The organism is Rickettsia endosymbiont of Proechinophthirus fluctus (genome assembly GCF_001602635.1).
Lineage (GTDB): Bacteria > Pseudomonadota > Alphaproteobacteria > Rickettsiales > Rickettsiaceae > Rickettsia > Rickettsia rickettsii.
The window spans coordinates 422,502-424,018 of the sequence record NZ_LECS01000004.1 but is presented as its reverse complement, the minus strand read 5'-3'; the positions used below and the strand labels follow the sequence as shown (position 1 = coordinate 424,018).

The following is a 1,517-nucleotide window of genomic DNA, read 5'->3' as shown; positions in this document are numbered from 1 at the left end:
CCTTAAATAAATTTTTAGGCATTCTGTAATAAACCGTATTATAGAATTTTTCGCTTTCAGGAAATTTGCGTTTGCGGATAGAGAAATTACCGAAATTTCTGATTTCGATACGCTTTTGTTGTTTAAGAGATTCGTTTAAATAATCTAAAATTAAATCTACTGAATCTTTAACATCTTCTTTAGAAAGATAATTCAGCTTATCATGTATTTTATCTATTAAATAATTCTTAGTAATCATTATTAAAAAATCGCTTTGATTCCGTTAAAACTATTTTTAAAAAAACTAGGTGCTATACTATCAAAATCTTCAAATATTATGTCCATTAATTTTGGTTTTGGTTTTAATTGATAATCTTTAACTAGTAGATTAACATTAATTTTCTGAACTTCCTGTAACCATTTTAATGCAGTATCTTCCGAGCCTATAGCATCCACAAGCTTTAACTTTAAAGCCTGACGGCCTGAATATACTCGTCCGTCTGCGAGCTTTTTTACTTCTTCTATAGGAAGATTACGCCTCTCTGAAACAAGTTCAAGGAAGAAATTATAAGTATCTTCTATATTGTCCATAATGGCTACCCGCACTGCTTCCGTCAGTTTTTCGGTAGGATTTGGGACAGCTTTTAATTCACCTGATTTGAAATTATTAAACTTAATCCCCAATTTTTGAGCAAGTTCCGTTACCTCGGCTGTTTGTAGTATTACACCGATTGAACCCGTAATAGTTCCGTTATGGCTGATAATATAATCACCTCCAAGAGAGATTAAATAACCGCCGCTTGCAGCCATTGTTCCCATAACTATCACTACCGGCTTTTTTGCGGATATTTTACGCAAAATATTATAAATTTTTTCAGCGCCGACTACCGTACCACCGGGAGAATTGACGTTAACTATTAATGCTTTAATATGAGAATCATCGATTATTTTTTTGAGTTTTTTGTCACGCTTTTCGTCTTCAAGAATTATTTCGTCTATTAATACGGAAGCTATATAGTCTTCATTACTATTAATAGGTAACATCTCTTTTGGAGCAAAATCTTTACCGACTAGTAAGAATACGATCGCAATTAAAATAATAGCTGCTAGCTTCCAAATTAACAAACGAGATTTTATTTGTCTTCTTTCAATTAAATAATCAGGTGTTATACTCATAATCTTATATACTGTTTTAGAATACTAAATGCAGACCTATACCTGTGGACAGGCGTGAGGAGCGAAGCCTATAATATAATAAGGTGAGGCCGACGCACAACGAAGCACAATATAGGTATCAATTGACTATAGACCGTTTTTAGGACGTTCAGGACTCTTCATCATCTCAAAAAACTCACCGTTAGTTTTAGTATTTTCAAGTTTTTTGAGTAAAAATTCTATTGCTTCACTGCTACCCATTGGATCGATAATACGACGAAGGACCCACATTTTATTTAATATTATTTTATCTACTAATAAATCTTCTTTTCTAGTTCCTGATCTAGTGATATCAATAGCCGGATAAATACGCTTATCGGCAA

The 1,517-nt window shown here is 32.8% G+C and carries 2 protein-coding genes and 1 pseudogene; all 3 read right to left on the bottom strand.

Annotated elements, in window-relative coordinates; all coding sequences use genetic code 11:
• Window positions 1-238: HU family DNA-binding protein (locus BG75_RS04055; RefSeq protein ID WP_062811536.1), on the bottom strand; the 238-nt coding region annotated here is incomplete at its 3' end.
• Between the two features lie 2 nt (window positions 239-240).
• Window positions 241-1,155 (bottom strand): signal peptide peptidase SppA, encoded by a 915-nt coding sequence (gene sppA, locus BG75_RS04050; protein WP_062811535.1) that lies wholly within the window; start codon window positions 1,153-1,155, stop codon window positions 241-243.
• Between the two features lie 126 nt (window positions 1,156-1,281).
• A pseudogene (locus tag BG75_RS09860) lies at window positions 1,282-1,517 on the bottom strand (transcription termination factor Rho); the annotation flags it as partial.